General features: G+C 62.1%; 13 protein-coding genes and 1 pseudogene. 7 read left to right on the top strand and 7 right to left on the bottom strand.

The annotated features are described in order from the left end of the window. Position 1 precedes the first annotated feature (1 nt). The 3 genes from BT115_RS04110 to BT115_RS04100 are packed head-to-tail and all read right to left on the bottom strand — an operon-like array spanning position 2 to position 2,835. On the bottom strand, positions 2-478 hold the full coding sequence (locus BT115_RS04110) for a chemotaxis protein CheD (protein WP_072321246.1): 477 nt from the start codon (positions 476-478) through the stop codon (positions 2-4). Further along, on the bottom strand, positions 475-1,305 hold the full coding sequence (locus tag BT115_RS04105; protein WP_072321245.1) for a CheR family methyltransferase: 831 nt from the start codon (positions 1,303-1,305) through the stop codon (positions 475-477). Before BT115_RS04105 ends, BT115_RS04110 begins: the two co-directional genes overlap by 4 nt. Positions 1,306-1,311: 6 nt before the next feature. Further along, positions 1,312-2,835: a methyl-accepting chemotaxis protein gene (locus BT115_RS04100; protein ID WP_072321244.1), complete on the bottom strand. Its 1,524-nt coding sequence runs from the start codon at positions 2,833-2,835 to the stop codon at positions 1,312-1,314. 669 nt (positions 2,836-3,504) lie between these two features. Here BT115_RS04100 and BT115_RS19035 point away from each other — a divergent pair. From BT115_RS19035 to BT115_RS04075, 5 genes and pseudogenes are all read left to right on the top strand, one after another. Then, positions 3,505-3,972 (top strand): annotated as a pseudogene (locus tag BT115_RS19035) (AraC family transcriptional regulator); the annotation flags it as partial. Then, positions 3,964-4,431: a helix-turn-helix domain-containing protein gene (locus tag BT115_RS19030; protein ID WP_343124050.1), complete on the top strand. Its 468-nt coding sequence runs from the start codon at positions 3,964-3,966 to the stop codon at positions 4,429-4,431. The pseudogene BT115_RS19035 and the gene BT115_RS19030, both read left to right, overlap by 9 nt. Positions 4,432-4,591: 160 nt before the next feature. Next, the gene (locus BT115_RS04085) at positions 4,592-6,217 is read left to right on the top strand and encodes an MFS transporter (RefSeq protein ID WP_072321241.1); all 1,626 of its coding nucleotides are present in this window, start codon (positions 4,592-4,594) and stop codon (positions 6,215-6,217) included. Then, the gene (locus BT115_RS04080; RefSeq protein WP_083527302.1) at positions 6,214-7,281 is read left to right on the top strand and encodes an HlyD family secretion protein; all 1,068 of its coding nucleotides are present in this window, start codon (positions 6,214-6,216) and stop codon (positions 7,279-7,281) included. Before BT115_RS04085 ends, BT115_RS04080 begins: the two co-directional genes overlap by 4 nt. Further along, the gene (locus tag BT115_RS04075; RefSeq protein WP_072321240.1) at positions 7,278-8,678 is read left to right on the top strand and encodes an efflux transporter outer membrane subunit; all 1,401 of its coding nucleotides are present in this window, start codon (positions 7,278-7,280) and stop codon (positions 8,676-8,678) included. The genes BT115_RS04080 and BT115_RS04075 overlap by 4 nt, the downstream gene beginning before the upstream one ends. Before the next feature lie 43 nt (positions 8,679-8,721). Here BT115_RS04075 and BT115_RS04070 read toward each other — a convergent pair whose 3' ends face one another. From BT115_RS04070 to BT115_RS04060, 3 genes are all read right to left on the bottom strand, one after another. After that, the gene (locus tag BT115_RS04070) at positions 8,722-9,384 is read right to left on the bottom strand and encodes a response regulator transcription factor (RefSeq protein WP_072321239.1); all 663 of its coding nucleotides are present in this window, start codon (positions 9,382-9,384) and stop codon (positions 8,722-8,724) included. A 90-nt stretch (positions 9,385-9,474) separates the two neighbouring features. After that, the gene (locus BT115_RS04065; protein ID WP_072321238.1) at positions 9,475-10,488 is read right to left on the bottom strand and encodes a catalase; all 1,014 of its coding nucleotides are present in this window, start codon (positions 10,486-10,488) and stop codon (positions 9,475-9,477) included. A 52-nt stretch (positions 10,489-10,540) separates the two neighbouring features. Further along, entirely contained in the window at positions 10,541-12,247 is a 1,707-nt protein-coding gene (locus tag BT115_RS04060) for a thiamine pyrophosphate-dependent enzyme (RefSeq protein WP_072321237.1), read from the bottom strand. 288 nt (positions 12,248-12,535) lie between these two features. On the opposite strand from BT115_RS04060, the gene BT115_RS04055 reads away from it, so the two are divergent. Both BT115_RS04055 and BT115_RS04050 read left to right on the top strand, forming a co-directional pair. Further along, a complete protein-coding gene (locus BT115_RS04055; protein ID WP_072321236.1) occupies positions 12,536-14,071 on the top strand; it encodes a LuxR C-terminal-related transcriptional regulator in 1,536 nt (511 codons plus the stop codon). 38 nt (positions 14,072-14,109) lie between these two features. After that, positions 14,110-17,172 (top strand): ATP-binding protein, encoded by a 3,063-nt coding sequence (locus tag BT115_RS04050; RefSeq protein ID WP_177257375.1) that lies wholly within the window; start codon positions 14,110-14,112, stop codon positions 17,170-17,172. On the opposite strand, the gene BT115_RS04045 is transcribed toward BT115_RS04050, so the two are convergent. Beyond that, complete coding sequence (locus BT115_RS04045; RefSeq protein WP_072321234.1) at positions 17,169-17,681, bottom strand: hypothetical protein; 513 nt, start codon at positions 17,679-17,681, stop codon at positions 17,169-17,171. The genes BT115_RS04050 and BT115_RS04045 overlap by 4 nt on opposite strands. Between the last annotated feature and the right edge of the window lie 366 nt (positions 17,682-18,047).

Here is an 18,047-nt window from a genome sequence, read left to right as displayed (position 1 = left end):
TCTAAATGACGCGTTCGAAACTGCGGACGACGAAGTGTTGCGTATCGCAGTGGATGCTCAGTTGCCTCCCGACGTGACCACCGGTTTCCGTGTGAATCACACGAATGCCCGCTTCGGCCAACAGACGTTGTGCTGTCAGGGCGTTGCTTTCGCCGATGCCGCCGTGAAGGATGGGCCGCGTATGCGGCATCATGAAAGCCCCGCCCGCAACAACGGCCTCCAGTTCCGCGTGGTGCTCCGCCGTTGCACCGATCGATGCCAGTAACGACGGAATTGCATCGGTGACGTACTTTGCGGAGAGTTGAGTCGAGGGGACGGCGGATTCAGGAAGCAGGCAGTGGGCGAGCGCACATACACCACGCTGTGGCCAAAGAATCCCGATACCCACGCATGAGCCCAAGGTGCTGCGCAGGATCTGCGCGCCCTTGCCCGATCGCACCTCACACATACCCACGTAGACATCCAACGTGCTCATCATGTTGTCTTCGTGTTTCGATAGATCAGCGGCTGCTCGTACGTCAAGCCGCTGCGGATGCGGTGCAGCGACTCCGATTCCCCAATGATCAGGGTGGACTCAGGTGCCATCGCGCGTCTTACGCGCTCCACGACCGCCTCCTGGCCCGGTTCGTCGAAGTAGATCAACACATTGCGCAGAAGGACGAGATCGAAGCGTGTCGGTTCGGTCAGATCCTGATAGAGGTTATGGGGGCGAAACGTCAGGTGTGCCTTCAGTGCAGGGCGAGCGCTGAATCCGTCGTCCTCCGGCGCGAAGTAACGTTCGACCATCTCAGGGCGGCTCGCCTGCAGCCCCTTGGCGTTCCGGCCCGCGTAGCTCCCTGCGGCGGCGATGTCGAGCACCGCTTGCGAGATATCCGTGGCGAGAATGCGGTAGCTGAAGTCCGGGTGCTTCTGGCGAAACTCGTTGGCGAGCATCGCCAACGAGTAGCCCTCTTCGCCCGTGGACGCGGCCGCGGACCAGATCTGCATCGTGGCGCCAGGATGCGCCGCGTGCCACCGAGGAAAAAAATGTTCCTCGAGGTACTGCCAGATACGCGGAGTACGAAAGAACGACGTTTCGTTGGTCGTGACCAGATCGATGAAACAGCCGACTTCGTGCTTCGACCTGCCCAAGAGGGCCAGGTAGGCTTCGTAGCCCGAGAGCTGAAGCTCCTGCAGACGCCGACGAAGCCTCCCGTGCAGCATCGTCCACTTCCGCTCGGCCATCACGATGCCGGTGTGCAGGCGTACCTGCGCGAACAGCGCCTCGCGAATGGAGGGATCGACGGCGGCTTCCCGATCGAACATGGCGGGTCAGGTCGCGAAGTCGTTGACGGTGGTGTTCAGTTCCACGGCGCCTTCCATCAGCGAGCCGCAGGCGCGAGCGATGCTGTCGCAGGTGGAGGCTGTCTTTTCGGTCTCCTCTGCGATGTGCTGCACCGCGCTGGCGACTTCGCGCGCGGCGACGGCTTGCTCTTCGGCACCGCACGAAATCTCCGACATCGCCTGCGTGGTGCTGACGACACCGAACAGGATCTTGTCGAACGCCTCGGAGGCTTCCTTGGCGATCTGGCTGCCCTGGGATGCGCGCTTTGCAGACTCGTTGATCAGCTTCGAGATTTCCTTGGAGGCCTGCGACGACCGCTCGGCAAGCTTGCGCACCTCGTCGGCGACGACGGAGAAGCCGAGGCCATGCTCGCCGGCACGCGCCGCTTCGATCGCTGCGTTGAAGGCGAGAAGGTTGGTCTGGCTGGCGATTTCACCGATGACCTTACTGATGTCACCGATGTCTTCCGACGACTTGTTGATCAGCTCCATCGCTTCGATGGACTTGCCAAGCGCCTTCGCGCCGCGCTCGGCTTCCTGCTGGGTGTCCTTGGCCAGCCGATCGGCGTTCTGCGAGTTGCTCGCGATGGAGCTGATGGATGCGGTCAGCTCCTCGATGGTGGCGTTCATCTCCTCCACGGTTGCGCCGAGCAGTTGCGCACCCGCGGCCATCTCATTGGACTGCTGGGCGATCTGGGTGGAGGCGGTGGAGAAGTCCGCGGCGCGGCGCTTCACCAGTTCTTCCAGTTCGCCCTGGAACGTGATGTCCGCAGCAAACTTGACGATCTTCCGCAGACGCCCATTGCCGTCGTAGATGGGGTTGTAGCTCGCCTGCAGCCAGACCCGGCGACCGCCCTTGGCGACACGGCGATAACGGCCGCGATCGAATTCACCGCGACGCAACCGTTCCCAGAACTCGGCGTACTCGGCGCTGGCGGTATAGGCGTCGTCGCAGAGCTTGCGGTGATGCTGGCCCACCAGCTCGTCGAGCGAGTAGCCGACTACCGCGAGGAAGTTCGCGTTGGCGGAAATGACATGGCCGCTGGGATCGAATTCGATCACGGCCTGCGACTTGTCGAGCGCCGTCATCTTCCCATCCAGCTCGGCGGTCTTATCGATCAGGGTGCTGATATCGGTCGCGAACTTGACGATCTTGTAAGGCTTGCCATCGCGGTCGAACACCGGGTTGTAGGAGGCGCTGAGCCATACCTCTCGGCCGTCCGCGGCGATGCGCTTGAATTCGCCGACCTCCGGATGGCCCGCACCGAGTCGCTCCCAGAATTGTTGGTATTCGTCTGCGGCGACGAACGCCGGCTCGCAGAACATGCGGTGATGGTGCCCAATCACCTGGTCGGCCGTATAGCCGAGCGTATTAAGAAAGTTTTGGTTCGCCGCGAGAATGTTCCCCTGCAGGTCGAATTCGATAATGGCCTGAACGCGGTGCAGTGCATCGCTCGTGGCCTTGAGGTCATTCACTTCTTGAGCGGCATTTGCACTTGCATTGCTGGCCATTTTCTTTCCCCGTCGCGTTTCGTTAGTGCCTACGGAGTTATCGCCGCAAAAACGGCAAACTTTAGGGCTATCTTGCTGAGTTGTAAGGCTAAGCTTATCCGAAGCTACGTGAAGGGGATGGCCCGTGGCGGGCCTTGATCGGCAGGCTGCGGAGCGAGTTTCAGTGCTTGCATTGTCGGCGAATAACCGTCAGAACCGTTTATTGGAGCGATATAAAAATTAGTGCTTGGGCAATTATTGTCGGTGTGCTTGGAACCTGGTTTTCGGCACCTTGTCACGCCGTGACTCCTTCGACATGAGGGCAGGCTGGGTTTCACCTCAGCTTTGTGAAAGATGCGGCGCGATGAGGCATCGGAAACACGTGCTCTCGACAGGAGAGCTGGACCGCTGGAGCCTTTCTCTTCCACGAGGAGAAGAGGCGGAGCGGAAGCGGTCGCAGACATGGTGCACCTTCAGCGCATGCGACCCGATGCGATGATGTTCTCGCCCGTGACCCATGACCTTGAGGGCCGCTTTAGTCACCATCAGCAGGCCTTTGACGTTCACGTTGAACATCTCGTCGAAGAGCACTTCGTCGAAGTCGGTCTATTCCATCGCCCGGCACGCCCTTGCAGCCCCCCCCTTCAAAAGGGGGGTGCTAGCGCGTCTGCTTGAGAGGACGAGGCAAAGCTCATGGACATTGCGGGGCCGCTCCAGGCGTTTAACGACGCTCGCCACGAGGATGGCTCACCGGCCTACGCCGTACGCCTGCTTTCCGAGCGAGGCGGCATGGTTCGGACAGACACCGGCGTACGGTTGGAAACACACCGGCTGGATCATCGCGCCGTAGAGGATGTCGACACCCTGCTGGTGGCCGGGGGTGACCTGCTTATGCCAGCTCACTCGACGGCTTCCCTTCGTGCGGCGCTCGGTCCACTGCTTGCCAAGCCGCGGCGGGTGGGTTCGGTATGCACGGGGGCGTTTGTTCTCGCCCAACTTGGGATGCTCGACGGACTTCCTGCAACGACGCATTGGGCCGCTGTGCGCCGCTTCGCCCAGCAGCATCCGGCAGTCGAACTCAGGCCTGACGCCATCTTCGTCACCGCCGGGCATATCTGGACGTCAGCCGGGGTGACTGCGGGGGCAGATATGGCGCTCGCGATGATCGCGGCCGATATCGGACACGGTGCCGCGCTCGCCGTCGCGCGTGCGCTGGTGCTCTATGTCAAGCGCCAGGGCGGGCAATCGCAGTTCAGTGTGGAACTTCAGCGCCAGACGCGCGATGCACGCGGGCGGTTCGACGCGCTTCACGATTGGCTGCGGCTGCACCTCGACGCCGACCTGTCCGTGCCAGCGCTCGCGGAAGCCGCCCGCATGAGTCCGCGCAATTTCGCCCGGGTCTACCAGAAGGAGACCGGCGAGAGTCCTGCCCGCACCGTTGAGCGCCTGCGCCTTGAAGCAGCAAGGCGTCTGCTCGAATTGGCACCCGACTCCATCAAGACGGTTGCGCGGCGCACGGGATTTGGCGACGACGAGCGCATGCGTCGAGCCTTCGTCAAGAACCTCGGCGTCTCTCCGCAGGATTATCGGGGGCGTTTTGGGGGCAGGGTGGTCTAGGCTGCCCTTCACCGACGGCGCCCCCATAACGTGACGTACCAACGCAGCAGTCTTCTAAAGGCGTGGCAAGGGCAGATCGGATAGCTATGTAAATCTATAATGGCCGTGCGTCCAAGCCCGACCTAGCATCGGCTGTCTTCACGCTTTGGCCTGACGGCCCATGACCGGTCCAACGTCTTCCTACGAATTCCTGCCCAGCGAGCGCCCCTCGTTTCCGGGCTCACCCTTCACACCGCGGCTTTCGCTGCCGCGACGTCTCGGTTACGCAGCGATTGCCTTGCTCGTCGGCGTGACTGCCACGTTGGGTAACGCCCTCGTCAATGTCAATTTGGCCGCCATCGCCGGAAGTGCCGGGATGTACGTGGTCGAGGCGTCGTGGCTACCGGCGATCTACGTGGCCTTCAACGCCAGTGCAAACCTCATGCTGGTCAAAGCGCGGGCGCAGTTTGGTATTCCCCGTGTGGTCATTACCGTGCTGGGGCTTTACGCAGCAACGGCCGCGCTGCAATTGATCTTTCCGGTATACCTCGGCGCGGTCGCCGTGCGCGCAGCATCCGGTCTGGCCGCTGCTGCCCTGACCACCTACACCGTGTATCACCTCATCGAGGCACTTCCACCGGCCAAGCGCGCTGGGGCGTTGGCCATCGGTATTGTGATCCCACAACTGGGTACGCCGCTGGCGCGCATGCTTCCGGTAGAGCTGCTGACGACGCATCAGTGGCGCGGTATTCATCTGATCGAACTCGCCACCGCATTGTTCTGCATTGCCGCGACGGTAGCGCTTCCGCTGCCGCCGACCGAGCGGTCCAAAGTGTTCTCTCGGTTAGACGTGCTCACGATGGGCCTGTTGTTACCGGCAAACGTCATGCTTTGCGGCTTTCTGAGTCTCGGTCGATTGCTATGGTGGGTGGATGCCACACAACTCGCCTTGCTGCTGTGTGGGGCCATCGTTTGCTATGTGGCGGCGTATCTTCTCGAGCGGCATCGGCGCGCTCCTTTATTGCAGATGCGGTGGATTACCACGAAGGACATCCTGCGCTTTGCTGCCGTGGCGATCTTCGTGCGCCTGGCGCTCGCAGAGCAGACCTATGAAGCCGTCGGGCTCCTCGCCAGTGGCGGGTTGATCAACGATCAACTCGCTGGACTGTTTGCATGGGTCGCACTCGCCATGATCGTCGGTATCGGTGTGGTTCTCGTTCTGCTCTCGCAGCAGCGATTGCCTTATCTCGTCATGGCGGCCAGTCTGACCATCGCGGTGGGCGCGATCCTGGACAGTCACAGCAATGCTTTAAGCAGGCCAGCACAGCTCTATGCCAGCCAAATGCTTCTGGGACTGGGCACCGCGTTGTTCATGGGGCCGGCGTTGCTGTATGGCCTGATGCATATGCGCTCGCAGGGACCCAACTTTCTTGTCAGCTTCGTCGTTCTCTTCAGTACCACACAGAACATTGGTGGCCTCGCGGGGTCGGCGATTCTCGGAACTCTTCAGACGATACAGACACGCGTGCACGCCACCAGCATGGCAACTCACCTTACCAGCGCCAACCCCGCCATCGCCGCGCAACTCCACGAGGGCGCTGCCGGCTTTGCCGGCGTGCTCACCGATCCGGTGGCCCGCCAGCTAGCCGGCGGACGTCTGTTGGGGCAGGCATTGAATACGCAGGCGGCCGCGGCGGCTTACGATGACGTTTTCGCCCTGGTTGCCGTTTTCGCCTTGGGGACGGCCCTTTATGTCGGCGTTGCGACATGGTCGACTCGCTACGTACGAAGGGACCGGAACGCATGAACACCGTAGAGACGCCGTCCGAACCGTGGCGTTCGGCCGAACATCATTGGCTTACGGTCATCACCGTGTGTGCCATGGCCGTCGTAGGAATCATGGCGACTCTCGCGTTCTGGCATCTGCCCCCCTTTGACCTCGGCGTCGAAGAAACGGAGAACGCCTATGTCCATGGCGAAACGACCGCTTTGGCTGCTCAGGTCAACGGCAATGTCGTCGAAGTGGCCGTGAGCGATTACGCACACGTGAGACGCGGGCAGACGTTGTTTCGCATCGACGACCGCATCTATCACGCGAAGGTCGAACAAGCCCAGGCGAACCTGGACGCGGCGCAGGCGCAGTTGGCAAATAACCTTCAGGCGCACGCGGCACGTGAAGCACAGATCCGCGCCCAGGAGGCGGCGCTACGCAGTGCAACGGCACAAAGCGTGCGCTCTGCGGCTGACTGGCGCCGTGCGCAAGCGCTGGTGACCGACGGTTCGATTTCCAAGCGTGAACGTGACCAGACTTTGGCGGGACAGCTCCAGGCAAAGGCTGCTGTCGAGCAATCGCAATCGGCGTTAGCCGTGGCTAGGGAGGATCTGCGCACCGTGGACGTTGGCCGAGGAGCGCTCGCCGCGCAGGTTGATGCAGCTCGCGCTGCCCTTCATGCAGCCCAGGTAGATCTGGATTACACCGTCGTGCGAGCGCCGAAAGATGGGCAACTTGGGCAGGTGGGCGTTTATCTCGGACAATACGTCGGGGTCGGAACGCAACTGGTGACCCTGGTGCCACCTGTGCGCTGGGTCATCGCGGACTTCAAGGAAGCGCAGACGGCGCACATCCATTCGCATCAGCTCGCGAGCTTCGCCGTGGATGCGCTGGCGGGAAGGCGCTTCACCGGGCACGTTGGGTCCATGGCCCCGGCGACCGGCGCCGAGTTTGCCGTGCTGAAACCGGATAACGCCACGGGCAATTTTGTAAAGGTGCCTCAACGTATCGGCATTTTGATTGAGCTGGATGCCAATCAGCAGGATGCCGATCGCCTTGCCCCTGGCATGTCGGTGGTCGCTCGGGTCGACACGCAATGAAGATCTGGGCAGGAGCGTTTGCCATGGTGTTGACGGCGTGTGCGGGGCCGCGACCGGCGCCGCCGCCCGACGCTAACGTGACGATTCCGACGGGATGGCAGCGCGGTGCAGCACAGATGGAAACGGGAGCGCTTACGCCAGCGTGGTGGAGCGTCTTCGGTTCGTCTGTGCTCAACGATCTGGTGGAGCAGGCGCTGGCGCACAACAGCGATGTGCTCGCGTCGGCCAGCCGGGTCAGTCAGGCGGAGGCGGAGTTGAACGCCGTTCGCGGCCAATCGAAGCCTTCGGTCGGCCTGGGCCTTGGCGGCGATCGCGAGCGCCAGGTGAACGCATTTGGGCAACCTCAGATGCAGCGTGCCTGGAGCGCTCAGTTCCAGGCGTCCTACGAAGTGGATATCTTCGGACGAATGGCCTCCGCATCCGCCAGTGCACGTGCAGCGTTGGCGAGCACTCGCGCAGTGCAAGCGTCCGTGCGGTTGTCCGTCGGCGCAACCGTAGCGCGTGCGTACATAGATCTGCTGGTCCAGCACGAGACGCTGTCTGTCGCCCAGCAGACACTGCAGGCTCGATTGGGGTCCAAAACGGTTGCTCAACGGCGATGGGACGCGGGTTACGGCTCGGAACTGGAACTGCGGCAAGCCGAGTCCGAATACGAAAACGCGGCTGCCCTGGTGCCGGCCACACGTCTGGCGATTGCCAAAGACGAGGATCTGCTTGCCGAGCTGACGGGCAAGCCGCCTTCGCCGATCGCCATTCACGAGCATCTCGGCGATATCCGTATTCCCCGCATCCCGCTCGCCATCCCGAGCCAGGTGTTACGGCAGCGGCCGGATGTCATCGCGGCCGAAGACACCGTCGTGGCCGCCGATCGTGCCTTGGATGAAGCGCGCGCCGAGTTCATGCCGTCCGTGAGCTTGATGGCTACCGGCGGTTATGTGGGGTCGACGCTGCTGGCGTCCCCGGTGAAGGTCTTTACCGTGGGAACCACCGCGCTGGCTCCCCTTTTCGAGGGGGGACGGCTACATGCGCAGGCCGACCGGGCAGCGAGCCTGCGCGACCAGGCCGCCTTTGCCTACCGCCGCGCTGCGCTGTCGGCTTTTGCAGAGGTTGAAGACGCGCTGGCTGCTTCGCAGCAATATGCGGATCGAGAACAGGCGCTAACCCGTCAACAGGACGCCACAGCGGCGGCTTACTCGTTAGCGCGCAACCGGTTCCGCGAAGGGTATGCGGACTACCTCGAACAGCTCGACGCGGAGCGCGCGCTTCTCGGTGCTCAGCTGGCTGCCTTGGAAGGGCGCGAAGCGCGACTCGACGCGTCGGTAGCATTGATTCAGGCCGTCGGTGGCGGATGGAACGACGCCGCACATTCGCAGCGGCCTCCCGCAGGTGCGCCCTGAAACGGTGGGCCTTGAGGCATGCCCGATCGGCGCGATCGATCGGTTACGCACTCAGTCTCGAACGAACCAGATGCACGGCAGCATCGCTGGGCGACCAGGGGGGCAGGCGCAGGCGATCTGCCATGCGTACGAGGTCGGCCAGCGACGCCGCCTTCATCTTCTCCATGATCTTGCATCGATGCGCTTGAAGGGTGACTTCGCGAATGCCCAGAATCCAGGCGGATTGCTTGTTGAGCAAGCCCGCCACGACGAGGTCGAGCACCTCCATCTCCCGCGGCGTCAGCGTGGCATAGCGACCTCGCAGTTGAGCGAGCCCCGACCGCACCACACGCTGCTCGCGATCGCAGGCAAGTGCGGCCGTCACCGTAACGAACAGTGCATCGTCCGAGCAGGCGCGCGGGAGCACGTCGAAGACCCCAGCCCGCATGGCTTCGACGGCCTGGGGTACGTCGATGTCATCTCCGATGCCAATCACCGGCATCCGGTCATAGGGCGCGAGTTCGCGGACGTGCAGGTTGCGCGAGCCTGAGGGCCACAAGTTGACGATGGCGCAACTGGGCGCGTCTGCCTTGGTCATGGTCTCGTTGGCTTCCGCACGGGAAAGCGGATGCGCTGCAAGGTTCATGGCGATGAGGCGTGCCATCAAGCGACCGCACTCGAACGGGTCCGTCTCGACGATGTAGATCATCTGGTCTTGGGATGCCATGAGATGTCATCTCTTCTGAAGCGCGGGGCCAGCTCATTCGAGGCATGCAGGCGTGCACATCCGCAGCGAACGACTGCGCGCCACACCTATTTACGTCGAGGCTTGGGGCGCGGATGTCACCCAATGCGCTGCGCTGGTGCCATAAACGACACCTCGGGCGCGATTGAGATTTCCCAGCGGACGGAACTCGGCGGGACTGTTCCAGGGATTGAAAGCCAGGCTTTGCACGAGAGCATGACCTGCTCGGGAGGTCTCGCTATGAAGATCTTGCTGCGGTAGCACCAAGGTTGCGATCTCCACGGAGGGCGATGCCTCTTGGGTCCATGGAACCGAAGCGTCTTCAATGGGCGTGAGTTCTTCGCTGACGAAGGGCTGGACGCCAAGGCGAAAGCGCAGATCGCCTTGATCGAGTCGACGAGCCAGATCGTCGAAGAGTCCGTCTGGACCCAGCGGTTCCGAGGGCGCCGAGCCGGGTTCGAGCACGGGGTGGATGGCGTAGCGAACCGGCTGCTTGCCCCATAGGTAGGCACCGCGACTCCAGAAATGCTCCCCGGCGAGCGTCGGGCATGGACGCATTCCGGTCTGAATGTTCGTAAGCATCCGTTGCGTTTCCGCGGGCCCGAAGCGCTCCAGAAGTCGTTCCATCATCGTGGTTTTGTCGCCCGAGGCAATGACCGCAAAGTCGACGAACTGCTTGGCATTCCGCGCATGCGACGCGGGAAAGTTCGTCATCAACAGGTCATGGGCAGGTGCCTCGGGCGGAAACAAGCGTACGGCGATGCCACGCATGTCGGCCAGGGTATCCGCCTGTGGCACGCCGCTCGCGTTGGAAAAACGAATCAGTGCAGGGATGCTGGCGCCGGGCTGTATGTAAAGGGACCGGTAGGCCTCCGGCAGGTCTGCATCGACATCCAGGCGTGCAATGGTGATGCCGGCAACGATCTTTGCATGCAGCGTACGCATCGGGCATGCCGCCTCTGCCGCCGCTTGATTGCGCTCCTGGACAATGGTCATGCAGCTAGCCAGTTGCTTGAACAGCGTCGCCTCTTCGCTGGCGGAGCCGCCGTCGAAGCGTTCGGACCAGACGGGGAAAGTGGCGTTCATGGGTATGTCCTGCGAAGGGATGAGAAGCCAACATCAGACGCGAAGGTCGCGATTACCGGTTCGTCTGGATCATTTCGAGAACGTCTGCGCCGCGTCCAGCCAGGACGGCGCGAGCCGAATAGAGCGCCAACCCAGCGATGGGTTTGACTTCCAAGAAGGGCGGTTTGACCAGCTCTACCGGATTGACGCGAACATTGAGCAGTGCAGGACCAGGGGTGTTGAGCCAGGCTGTCATTGCGTCTTCCAGCTGGGCAGCGTGGGTGACTGTGCGTCCAACCATCCCGATGGCGTCGGCCAGTCGGCCAAAGTCGGGATTGGTCAAATGGGTGAAGGTCTCCAGCATCCCCTCCGACTTTTGTTCCATCTCGACGAAGCCAAGCTTGCTGTTGTCGAACACCACGATCTTGATGTCGAGTTTCTCCTGCACCACCGTGAGCAGTTCGCCAAGGAGCATCGATAGGCCGCCATCGCCGCACATGGCGATCACTTGCCTATCCGGGGCGGCCTTCTTCAGGCCGATGGCGCTGGGCAGTGCCGTGGCCATGGTGCCGTGAAGCAAGCTCCCAAAGACCTTGCGTGCGCCATTGGTCTTGAAGAAACGCAACGCCCAGACGATGGGCGTGCCGTCGTCTCCGCTGACCAACGCGTCGTCGTCGGCCAGTTCGTTGAGCATGGCGGTCAGGTAGGAGCCGGGAATGGAGTCGTTCGGGCCTGGGTGAAGGTGTGCCCGCCAAGCGTCCATGGCCCTCCCGAATCGGCCTTGGTAGTCATCGAGAAACGAGCTGTCTTGCTTGGCGTCGAGCTTAGGAAGCAGCGCCTGCAGGGTGTGTTTCACATCGCCCACGACGCCGCAGGTGACCGGATGGCGGCGCCCCAGATGCGTGGCGTCGATATCGACCTGGATGATGTTTGCGTGGGATGGGTAGAACTGCTTCCACGCAAAGTCAGCACCCAGCAGGAGCAGGGTGTCGCATTCCAGGATGGCGTGATATCCCGCTTCGTTGCCGAGGATACCGGTAAGACCCACGTTGTACGGATTCCCATGCTCCATGACGTTTTTGGCACGTGAGGTATGGGCCACGGGTGCCTTCAGGCGCTCGGCCAGCGCGAGGATTTCTGACTTGGCACCTTCACAACCCGCACCGGCATAAATGGTGATGCGGTTTCCTGCGTTGAGGAGGTCGGCCATCCAATCCAGTTCTGTTGCGCTCGGCAAGATCACCGGGCGCGGCGTATGGATCGGATAGGCGGCATCGTGGGGCACCTCACTCTGCGCGACATCGACCGGCACGATGACCACGGCCACGCCGCGCCGGGTGACGGCAGCCTGGCAAGCCATGACCATTTTCTTTCGCGCCTGTTCCGGCGTCAGGATCATCTCGCAGTAGACCGAGCATTCCTTGAAGACCGTCTGGAAGTCCACTTCCTGGACGAACTCGAAACCCAACTCGTTCATCGTCACCTGGCTGGCGATGACCACCAGCGGGACACCATTGCGGTTGGCTTCGTACAGGCCATTGATGAAGTGGAGGCTACCTGGACCACAACTGCCGGCGCACGCGGTGAGCTGGTGGGTGAGTGTTGCTTCGGCAGCAGCGGCGAAGGCACCGGCCTCCTCGTGACGTACATGTACCCAGTCGATCGGACTGCGTTCGAGATGTTCGGCAAAGAGGTTGAGCGTGTCTCCTACGATCCCGTAGCAGCGTTGCACGCCTGCCTGGCGGAGTACATCGACGAGGACTTCGGCAACTTTGGTCATGGGGAGCCTTGATGCGCGATACGCGCCGAGAGGGGATGGGTGGTACGTCAGTCTCCCCCGCATGCGTTGGTCTGCGTATCCCCATGATGGGGGCACGGAGGGTCGCAAGAAATAGCGGGAGGCGTTTCTCACGTTCGCGCCACCAAACCTAAAAAGAACCAAGAAAAAACCTTGGTATCACGACAAGCCGAGGCGCTTGGCCTACGTTTATGTCGAATGCGCGATAGGCGCGATGCGCAACCTCCGGACCGTCAGTCCCCGGAGTTTGGATCGAATCCTGGGGGCGAGATGGACACCGAATTTCAGCACCTGGACAACGTAGCGTGCCTGGAGCCACAGACCGGTGACATGCCTGCGCGCGAACCGTGGTCGACGGATGCTCAGCAGGCGCTTCCTTGGCGCGAGAGCCTGGATCGCGCATGGCAGGCTGCCCGACAGATGGATGCAGAGGCCTTCTTCAAGGCACTTTCGGTGATCGACCGTGCCGAGAAGGATTGCGTTTCCGATCGGTTTCCCTCGTGGGCCCGGGAGGCGAGCACGCTCCACGCCATCGGTCAGGTATGGCGAGACGATGCGCAGTCCGTCGCGGCTTCGGTGGTCGAAGGACGAGGGCGGCACCGCTCTGCGGTCCACGCGGTCCTTCGTTATGCCGCCTGGCAGCGGCATGACCTGGCGCGGTTTCATCAGCTGGCCCGGATGGGTCGTCCCCGTGGCCCGCTGGCGGTGCTGTATGTGTTCGAGTTATCCATGCAGGCGGCGGCCGAGGCGGAACAATTGCGCTTCAAGCAAGCCGAGCGACTGGCCAAGGCTGCGCAGAGGATCCCACTGAACGGTGAAGCGGCCGGTCCGCAATACTTGCTTCCCACCTGCGTGCTGGCGGCCATAGCGTATGAAACCGGCGATCTCGACGAAGCCGATGTCCTGATTCGTGGGCGTATGGCGACGGTCGAGCGGGTGGGGGCCGCTGAGAGTGCCATTTTGGGTTTCGTCGTGTCCGCCCGGGTTGCTGTGGACCGCGGAAACATCAACGTGGCGTTGCTGCTCTTGGCGCATGGGGAGAGACTGGCACTTGAGCGAGGGTGGCTCCGTCTCGCGCTGCGCTGTGCCAGCGAGCGAATCCTCATTTACCTTGATCGAGGGAACTTGGAAGCCGCTCGCGCCGCGGAAGCCGAATTCGATGACGTGCTGCGCGCCACGTCCTTGCGCCTGACTGATCCTGACTTTGACAGGTGGCCGCTGGAAGTGGCCCGTTGCCGATTGGCCATGGCAAGCGAAAGACCCAGCGAGGCGGTCGCGTCAGCCAGCGCGCTGCGCTTCAAGGCCCGGTCGCGCGGCCAATTTTGGGTGTCCCTACGGCTGAGCGTGCTTATCGCTGGTGCGTCGATGGCTGCGGGCGACTGGTCGAATGGCCTCGCTGAGCTGGCGGGCAGCCTGGAAGAGGGCGCGCGCGTGGGCCTGTTTCGTACGTTCATCGATGAGATGGGCCTGCTCGTGGTCGGCCTGCGCAGGCTTAGGCAGGATGCCGAATTCTGTCGCGGCCACATGGCGGCCTATCTGGACGGATTGCTCGCTCATGAAAAGCCCCGGCCGCCGTTGACCCGAAGCCGACGAAGGCCGCACAGGGGGCAGATCGAGTCATTGACCGACCGTGAAATCGTCGTATTGCGCCTGATGAGCCTGGGGCTGTCCAATAAAGAAATCGCGCGTGCGCTCGACATCATGCCGGAAACCATCAAGTCCCATGCAAAACGCATCTTTGCCAAACTCGCTGCCAAGGCGCGCACCGAAGCGGTCTCCCGCGCCAACGAACTGGGCATCATGTGATCGGCATGCCAGGCATGCGACGGAAAGGACACCCGGGCGTGCGTGAGTTCGACGGATTTCGCCTGGATACACGGGACCACATGCTATGGCGAGTGGAGAATCCTGGCGAGGCAGTCCCGGTGGCGCTCGTTGGCAAAGCCTTCGATGTGTTGCGTTACTTCGTCGAGCGGCCGGGCCGCCTGGTCACGCACGAGGAACTGCTGGAAGCGCTGTGGTCCGGCGTTGACGTTCAGCCGGAAGTACTCAAAGGGTATGTCCTGACGATTCGAAACGCGCTGGGCGACACCGCGCGGGCGCCACGCTACATCGAAACGCAGCGCGGCCGGGGCTACCGCTTCATCGCGACTGTTCGCACCCCGCTCGAGTCCCATCCTGTCTCGTCCTTAAGGCATGAGGCGCCCCTGGTCGGGCGTGTCGCGGAGGAGGCGCGGCTTGACGCTTCGTTTCGGGCCAGTGCCGCGGGTGTGGCGCAGTCGGTGTTTATCCGCGGCGAGTCCGGCATCGGCAAGACGGCGCTGCTGGAACATTTCTGCACGACAGCGGCCTTCCGCGGGGCGTTGATCGGTTTGGGCCGATGCATTGAAGGATTCGGTGGCGTCGAACCGTTTTACCCTGTCATCGAAGCGCTCTCGACGTGGATGCGCGGCCCCGAAGCGGCACGCATTCAACACGCGTTGGTCAATCTTGCGCCGTCATGGGGAGGGTTACTCAGCAGCCTGCTCACGCGAGATCGCCGGGCGAAATTGCTGCGTGACCCGCAACTGTCGGCACGTAGCCGAATGATCGGCGAGTTCAGCGACTTCCTTGAACACCTGGCGCAGACGGCACCCGTGCTGCTCGCGCTCGAAGATATTCACTGGGCCGATCACTCGACGCTGGATCTGATCAGCGCGTTGGCGCGGCGACGATCCGCGGCCTCGATTCTCGTGATATGTACGTTGCGTTCGGACGATCCATCCGAAGGCACGTCCCGCTTCAAGCAGTTGATCGGCGATCTGGTGCTTCATCGCCTGGCTTCGGAGATGGAATTAGGCCCGCTATTGGCCGATGACGTGGCCACGCTTATCGACAGGGGCGGCTTGACCCCCGTGCCCGAAGTGGCAGACACGATGCTACGGCGTTCCGGTGGCAACCCGCTGTTCCTGTCGATCTTGCTTGACGATTGGAAAGGCGCAGCCGAGCGAATGCCGAATGACGGCCCGGAAGCGACGTCTGGCGAGCATGCGGCGATGGTGCCAGCCCCGATCCGGGCACTGGTGGAGTCGCGCATTGCCGCTTTGGATGCAGATTCCCGTCACGTGCTCGAAGCCGCCAGTGCGTGCGGAGAAACGTTCACACCGCCGGTGGTTGCCTCGGCCGCTGGCATGAGCGTGCGTCGGTTTGAGGAAATCTGCGAAACCCTGTGCCGGGACGAGGCGTTCATACGACGGCGGGACAAGGTTCAGACGGCGCGCGGGGATGCTCGTGTCTACATGTTCCGACATGCTTTGTTCCGCGAGGCCTTGCTCGATCGCCAAGGCCCCTTGCGCCTGGCTCGGATCCACGCGTTGATTGCCAAGGAGCTGGAAGCGCAAGACAACGATATCGATGATGGCCATCTGGCCTTCAACCTGGCCGTTCAGTTCTCCGGCGCCCAGGACTGGGCCAAGGCGACGCGCTATCTGGAGGCAGCCCTGCTGACTGCCAAAAAGCGATTTGCGCACCAGGACGCGTTGTCGATACTGGATCAGGCGGATTGGGTGGCGTCGCATCTTTCCGGCGCGGATCGCGAAGCCGCACGCCTGGAACTCCTGGAACACCGCGGAAGCATCTATGCGGCGATGCGCGAGCCCAAGGCACTGCAGGTGTTTGCCGAACTGGTCGACATGGCCGCGCGTGCGGGACGGGTGGATGTCCAGGCGCGGGCGGAGATTGGCTTGGCCTTTGTGTGGGGCTGGAAGGACATTGGCACCTGCGTGACTCATCTGGAGCGCGCAACCGATTTGGCTTGGCGCCAATCGACACCTCAATTACGCGCGCGCACACTTTTGAGCAGCGCATCGTGGCGCATATGGATCAGTGGCTGGAATCAGGCATTGTTCGAACTGTGCGAAGCGAATCTGAAACCATTGCGCAATGGGCCCGATCGTCAGGTTGCTGCATGGGGAATGGTCGAGTTCAGCATGATGTGCTTGTTGTCGGGCCGCTACCGGGAAGCACTGGAGACCATCGACGAGAATGTCGGCATTCTCATGAGGCATGCCATCGATCGGCCTGAATTCAACATTTTCCGTGCCATCTGGATGACGCATTTGGGGCGGCCTTGGTGTTATCTCATGCTGGGAGAGTGGGGGCGGTCGCTCGAAGAATTCGACGCGAGCGAACATCTCTTCGTCGTCAACGCCAACCGTTACAGCATTTGCACGCTCTTGACGATGCAGGGGTTGCTCAAGGTGTTCGCTGGAGACTTTGAAGGCATTCGACGCATCTGCATGCGCCTTGGCGTTTACAGGGACGTCGGAGGGCCGAAACCGGAACCTCTTTACACGCCGCTGTTACCGAACGAACTACGACACTGCGCGATCCTGGCGGGTATCTCGGAGATTGGCCTGGGAGAGGCCGCCGCCGGCATCGCCAAACTGGAAGCACTTGACCAGGAGATCCGCGAGCATGCGGTCAACATGGATTGGTATTGGCGTCTGCTGATTGCCTGGACCCTGGGCGATGCCTATCTGGCGGATAGCAACCTCGCCCGGGCTGCGATGGCTGCGGAGCGGATGCGCGACCTGATCGCCCCGATGGAAGAACCTACATGGCAGGTGATGGCGTTGGAGTTGAGCGCGCGAGTCGCCGCTCGACAAGCCCAATGGGATGCGGCGAATGCTTATGTTACTGACGCGTTGACTGTCGTCGCCCAAAGTGGTGCCCCGGTGGCGGAATGGCGTGTGCATTCGGTCGCAGCGGAAATCCTGCACACACGTGGCAGGACTGACGACGCCTCGGCGCACGACGCAGCGTTCGAGCAAAGCGTCACCCGGCTCGTAGATAGCCTTCCGTCTGGACACCCGCTGGCAGCCTGTTTCGGTGCCTACGCCAAGCGGGTCCGCGACTGCTGCATCTAGAGCCGCGACAAGCGCGCGATCAGTGGAGCAGAAGCGGCGACCAGATCGTGGAAGCGGCGGTGTTGAAACTCGGCGATGCTGAGGGCTCGAGCGAGAGTTTCAGGGCGGTCATCGATAGCTAGCGTATGAAGCTCACGGACGCTTTCCAGGCAAATGGCTAAGCCCATATACCAACCTACGAGATCCTTCGGTAGCGGCTCGGGTAGTACGCCAACCTGATGCCCCAAGGAATGGAAGATCGGGGAATAGTCCCGCTCGCCACGGAAATGGTGGGTCGGGGCATGCTCGCAAGCGCGCAGCGCCTTGAGGCCCTCTCGGAGCATGGGTAAGTAGGAGCCATCGATCCGGTCTCGAAGCGATCCCAATTCTCCGATCAGCGCGCACGCGATGCTTCGGCGAGCCCGACGGTCCTGAAGCCAACGATGGACGTTGTTCGACAAGAAACCGGAAAAGCTGCCGAATAGGCCGCCGGCAATCGCACCGGATACTTGTTCGAGGGAAGTCGCCATGCCGATGCTCGTGTGTGGCACGTGCGCCACTGACCGTTGTATCGGCACCTTCGACGAAGTGGTCGTCGGGTGCTATCCCCCGTCTGGGGCACGCGGGCACGCCACCGGCATCGAACCCAACCTCACCGATTCGGTGAGGTTGTGAGATGTAGTGTGCGTGACAACCACACTTCAGTTCGGTGAATGTCGCCGCTTCAGGGGACAACATTGGGGTGGGTAAAAGATGGGGACGAAGACGACGTGTGTCGCCAGCCATAACGAGCGGACGCGTGCCGCCATGTGGCGTGCAAAAGTATTGAGTGCGGCCATTTGTGCCGGCCTGGGCTACAGCATGTCAGGCCATGCGCAAACGGTCTGCAGTGACAG

This window comes from Luteibacter sp. UNCMF366Tsu5.1, from assembly GCF_900119235.1.
GTDB classification, from domain to species: Bacteria; Pseudomonadota; Gammaproteobacteria; order Xanthomonadales; family Rhodanobacteraceae; genus Luteibacter; species Luteibacter flocculans.
This window is presented reverse-complemented; position numbering and strand designations above follow the sequence as displayed.